The organism is Enterobacter quasihormaechei (genome assembly GCF_004331385.1).
Taxonomy (GTDB): domain Bacteria; phylum Pseudomonadota; class Gammaproteobacteria; order Enterobacterales; family Enterobacteriaceae; genus Enterobacter; species Enterobacter quasihormaechei.
The window spans coordinates 1-5,410 of record NZ_SJON01000034.1 but is presented as its reverse complement, the minus strand read 5'-3'; the positions used below and the strand labels follow the sequence as shown (position 1 = coordinate 5,410).

The following is a 5,410-nucleotide window of genomic DNA, read 5'->3' as shown; positions in this document are numbered from 1 at the left end:
CACTGTTATTGTGAAGTGTTTATTCGCTGTATCTGACATTTTAGCTAACCTGTATACTAGGGCTGGAATAAACATATAATGCTTAAGGACGGTCCAATAGAGAGAAAATCGTTATGTATTATGAGAAGGCTTCATTTTGTCTGAATGGATTCATATAACAACTTAATATCCTGCACCTTCCTGTAAACCCTGCCATGATAAAAGGTTAATCGTATTTAATTTAAAATGCCTGAACGCAGAGTCATTTTTTCCAGTTCTGTCAGATCCTGATTATAATTTGTCGTTTATTCGATGTATCTGCATGAAAGGGAAATAGCGAATAAAAGAGTATCTATGGTCCCGCCCTGACGGAGCTGAAATGGAGCCAGACCGTTCTGTTCATATGAATCTGGTTATGAGAAATATTTAGATGGCGTGGTACCAAACATTGCCTTGAAAGCAGCAATAAAGCTTGAAGCAGACTCATAGCCTGACTCCAGCGCGACATTCATGACACTCTGGCCATAAGCCAGACGTTCCAGCGCAAACAGCATTCGATGTCTCTGTCTCCAGGCTCCGAAGGGAAGATTTGTCTCCTGAGCAAAAAGTCGTTCTATCGTTCTTCCGCTAGCTCCTGCTTCTCTGGCTAGGTCGTGCAGCGACCGTCGTGATCCCGGGTCGTGCTCCAGTAATTTTATTAAGTGGATGGCTCTGGGATCTTTCGGCTTGATCAGTTCCAGTGATGCGAGCTGTAAACCTGAAAGACTGCCTACCAACACCTCTGCCAGTCGGTGACTGTGACTATTTTCATCATAGGTCCACCCCATTTTTGCACACGCCATGATGAGCTCCCTGACCAGGTTGCTCACTTCAACCACGCAGCAGTGTTCAGGCTTATCCATGGAAAAAAAAGCGGGAGAAATATACAGAACAAAGAGCGAGGCTGGCTTCTTGGTTTCAACATAATGTTCAGTACCGGCATCAATCCAGAGTGCCCTGCTGGGTGGAAGAACCCACTCGCCGACATGTGTTTTGATGTGAATGACGCCCCGGGAGGAAAAAATTAACTGGTGGCGCGCATGAGTATGCTTTTCAAGAACATCAGCCCCCCATTGTTCTGGCTGACCTACCAGAGGCGAGATAGCGAAATCTGGATTCATAGTGTTTTGGCGTATATTAGACATAATTTGTCATCCTATCTGAATCATGACACGCATGCTACTGGTATTTTTTAGGTTGTTTTTACACCGTCGCACAGGGCGTATCAGATGAAAAGTAGTGAAGAAATGATATCAGGGAAAGGAAATGAGCTGGCTTATTCAGCAGACAATATTAAGTTCACAGAACTCACGGACGCAAAACTTGCCACCAGACTGGCATTCTTTATCGCTGGTTTTGGGCTCGCCTGTTGGGCTCCCCTGGTACCCTTCGCCCAAAGCCGTATGCAGGCGGAGCCCGCTCTTTTGGGTGCCGTATTGTTATGTCTGGGTCTGGGGGCATTAATAGGGATGCCTGCTGCCGGTGGCATTTCTGCTAAAGCCGGCAGCCGGATGGTCATCATCATGGGTGCTGTGGGTATTGTGGTTGCTTTACCCCTTCTTGCCCTGCTTTCCACCCCCCTGGGAATTGGTGCTGCACTTTTCTTATTTGGCCTTTCGATTGGTGCGACTGATGTAGCAGCCAACATTCACGGTTCTGAAGTTCAGGATCGGGCGGGTATGCCTTTAATGTCAGGATTTCATGGTTTTTACAGCGTTGGAGGGCTTGCCGGCGCTGTGGTTATGACTTTGCTGATTGCCACGGGATTACACGTTTTTGTGGCATCGATGATCGCAATATTTACGATACTGATATGCCTCTCAGTTATCAGAAACAAGTTCCTCAGAACAGTTACGGTTAACGACGCGCCATTATTTGTACTTCCTAAAGGTAAAGTGATTGTGGTAGGCCTTCTGGCAATGGTGATGTTCCTGGCAGAAGGTGCGATGCTTGACTGGGGTGCATTGCTCCTGATTCAGGAAAAAAGTTTACCGGCAAACATAGCAGGATCGGGGTATGTTGTCTTTGCGGTGGCGATGACATTAAGCCGCTTCGTCGGTGACAGGCTCGTCTCACTTGCAGGAGAGCGCTGGATACTGACTCTTGGTGTAATATTTACGGCAATTGGACTTTTGGTTATTTCACTGTCCTCATCCGTTGCCATTGTCTTTAGTGCGATTGCGATAGCGGGCTTTGCTGCCGGTAACGTGGTGCCTATTTTGTTCACGCGTGCAGGCAAACAGGATTCAATGGCCCCTTCTTTGGCTATCTCCGCTGCAAGCATGCTGGGATATCTGGGGGTGCTTATGGGGCCCGCAGCGGTCGGATTTATTGCACATTATACAGGACTGGCCAATGCGTTTTGTTTCCTGTCCGCCCTGGTCATGCTCTTTTCCCTGACCATCATCCCTATTTTCTCTGAAAAAAAAAATGTAGATCATTAAAAATTAATAGAATATATGAAAGGAATAGCTATGAACCATCTTTCACATGACAACATTAGCCTCTTACAGCCGTCAGAAGGCTCCGTTTGGAACATTGATACGCTATCCCGGAAGATAGCCGTTAGGGCATTGCCGTACAGTGATATTTTCATCGATCCGGGAAGGGGCACAAGCCAGGTAACGTCTGCAAGCCGGTGTAATGCAGCAACACTTTTACGTCCGGCTCCTGGCGGAGACTTTCAATTTCGTTCAACGGTAAAAGTCGAATTCGGTAACACCTTCGATGCCGGCGTGTTGCTTCTTTACGTTAACGAACGATCATGGGCGAAGTTGTGCTTTGAATATTCACCCGAACGTGAACCCATGGTTGTCTCTGTGGTGAACAACGGATATACCTCTGATGATGCCAATGCTTTTACCGTCAGTGGACAGGAAGTGCATTTACGGATCTCCCGCAAAGATAATGTATTTGCCTTCCATGCTTCGCTGGATGGTCAAAAATGGATATTTGTGCGCGCTTTTCCCCTTGATGTGCTGAACGACGCGGAACAGATTTTACACATAGGGTTCGAGGCACAAGCGCCTAACGCCTCCGGATGCGAAGTAGAATTCTCTGATTTCGCCCTCGTTTCAGGAAATGTTCCTGATTTCCGTAGCGGAAAATAGAGAACCGGATTTCAGAGTGAATGCAGGGCATACCGGTAAAAACATATCATGTGATCCCGCCACCTCACTTTTACCCTGCATGCTAATAGATCTGTATAAATAAAGCCTCATATCATATGAGGCTTTATTTTTTGCTATCTGTATATTTTACGACGATTGATATCGGTAATCCGCCATACTGCATTTCTGCTATTCATATGAACTCAGGCACGGTGTATAACATTTTTGAGGATACAATTAGATATCTGGAAACCCCAGTTATTTATACATTTCTCAGACGAATTTTTAGAAACTGGATTGTTACTGCGTTTGCAGGCAAAACCTACTTCAGACCAGTATTATCTGGGCGGAGTGGGTTTTTTTTTGCTTTTTGAAAGGTAAATGTCCCTATGAAATATCAGTCACTTGCTGAATTTATAATTAACCGGGTCGGCGGCCCGGAAAATATTAAAAGTTTGACCCATTGCGCAACAAGGCTTCGCTTTCAGTTAAGAAAATATGATGTTGTTCTGAAGGATGATTTGAGCAACCATCCAGAGATTATTATGGTGGTAGAAAGCGGGGGCCAACTCCAGGTGGTTGTGGGTAATAATGTTTCTGAAGTTTATAAGGCTATCGAAGCTACAGGCATTACGGATGAGACTGATCTAGCTGCAGGGAGCAGCGACGAGGCAGTCATAAAAGAAAATATCTTTAACAGGCTGATTAATGTGGTTTCGGGGATTTTTACCCCTTTTCTGGGGATCCTGGCCGCTTCCGGGATTATGAAGGGGCTGCTAGCCCTTGCTATCGTTTGCGGAATTACGACTGAGTCGAGCGGAACCTACAAAATACTGGCGGCAGCTGGTGATGCCCTGTTTTATTTCTTCCCTCTCGTGCTGGGTTACACTGCAGGCAAGCGTTTTGGCGGGTCGCCATTCCTGTCGATGGCGATTGGCGGCGCACTGATGCATCCGGCAATGATAGCGGCGTTCGACGCTCAGTTACAGCACGGCGCGTCAGTTGATGCCTTCCTCGGAATTCCCGTCACTTATATTAATTATGCCGGCTCGGTTATTCCGGTCATATTTGCTGCCTGGCTCAGTAGTGTGGTGGAGAAATTCTGTAATAAAATTCTCCCTTCAGCGGTCAAAAACCTCTTCACCCCTCTGATAGCGCTTCTCATCGTCGTTCCTGCTGCGTTCCTGCTTATTGGACCGCTCGCTACCGGCCTCAGCCACCTTATGGCAAATGCGTTTCTGGCCGCTTATGAGTTTGCGCCTGCTTTAGCGGGTACGATCATGGGGGGACTGTGGCAGGTCTGCGTCATGTTTGGTCTGCACTGGGGTCTTGTCCCCATCATGATCAACAACATCAGCGTGTTAGGCCATGATATTATGCAGCCATTACTGGTACCGGCCGTGGTAGGCCAGTTGGGCGCAGCGCTGGGTGTGTTCCTGAGAACCCAGGATCCAAAATTGAAAACTCTTTCGGGTTCGGCAGTCAGCGCGGCCATTTTTGGTATTACGGAACCTGCAGTATATGGTGTTAACCTCCCAAACCGACGGCCATTCATCTTCGGCTGCACGGCCGGAGCCATAGGCGGGACAATAGTCGGAGCATTCCACGGTAGTATCTATTCTTTCGGTCTGACCAGCTTCTTCACTCTCGCTCAGATGATCCCACCTACCGGTATGGATATGACCGTGTGGGGGGCCATAATCGGCACGGCCTTATCGCTCGTGCTTTCTACCTTACTGACCTATTTCTTCGGTTTACCGGCATCAAAAGAATCGCCAAGTGCTAACCCAGGTATCGCACCAGAAACAGCAGAGATCGTTATTCTCTCTCCGCTACAGGGGAAGGTTATTGATATTGCCGAAATCCGCGATCCGACCTTTGCCAGTGGCCTGCTGGGTAACGGAGTGGGGATTATTCCAACCTCCGGTAAAGTTATTGCGCCCTTTGACGGAGTTGTGTCGTCAATATTTAATTCCCGACATGCTATCAACCTGGTCAGTAATGATGGTGTGGAACTGCTGATCCACGTCGGGATCAATACCGTAAATCTGAAAGGTGAAGGTTTTACGGCACATGTAAAAACGGGTGATTCGGTAAAAGCCGGTGATCTGTTGATTGAATTTGATCTCGATTTTATTCAAAGCGCAGGATGTCTGCTGGACACGCCGGTATTAATCAATAACAGCGATGAATTCAGGGCAGTACATCTGGCAGATAAACAGACTGTTTCATATGACACGGTATTGATGACAACGATTAAGTGAGGAAGATTCATGAAAAAA

4 protein-coding genes are annotated in these 5,410 nt (G+C 47.1%); 3 read left to right on the top strand and 1 reads right to left on the bottom strand.

Annotation, left to right across the window (positions count from 1 at the left end):
• Positions 1–392: 392 nt before the first annotated feature.
• Positions 393–1,163: an AraC family transcriptional regulator gene (locus tag E0L16_RS21865; RefSeq protein ID WP_023345582.1), complete on the bottom strand. Its 771-nt coding sequence runs from the start codon at positions 1,161–1,163 to the stop codon at positions 393–395.
• An 84-nt stretch (positions 1,164–1,247) separates the two neighbouring features.
• On the opposite strand from E0L16_RS21865, the gene E0L16_RS21860 reads away from it, so the two are divergent.
• The 3 genes from E0L16_RS21860 to E0L16_RS21850 all read left to right on the top strand — a co-directional run bounded on the left by E0L16_RS21860 (position 1,248) and on the right by E0L16_RS21850 (position 5,392).
• The gene (locus E0L16_RS21860) at positions 1,248–2,462 is read left to right on the top strand and encodes an MFS transporter (RefSeq protein ID WP_063136911.1); all 1,215 of its coding nucleotides are present in this window, start codon (positions 1,248–1,250) and stop codon (positions 2,460–2,462) included.
• Positions 2,463–2,492: 30 nt separating this feature from the next.
• A complete protein-coding gene (locus E0L16_RS21855; RefSeq protein ID WP_023345584.1) occupies positions 2,493–3,128 on the top strand; it encodes a DUF1349 domain-containing protein in 636 nt (211 codons plus the stop codon).
• Positions 3,129–3,517: 389 nt separating this feature from the next.
• Positions 3,518–5,392: a beta-glucoside-specific PTS transporter subunit IIABC gene (locus E0L16_RS21850; RefSeq protein ID WP_048291888.1), complete on the top strand. Its 1,875-nt coding sequence runs from the start codon at positions 3,518–3,520 to the stop codon at positions 5,390–5,392.
• Positions 5,393–5,410: the final 18 nt, after the last annotated feature.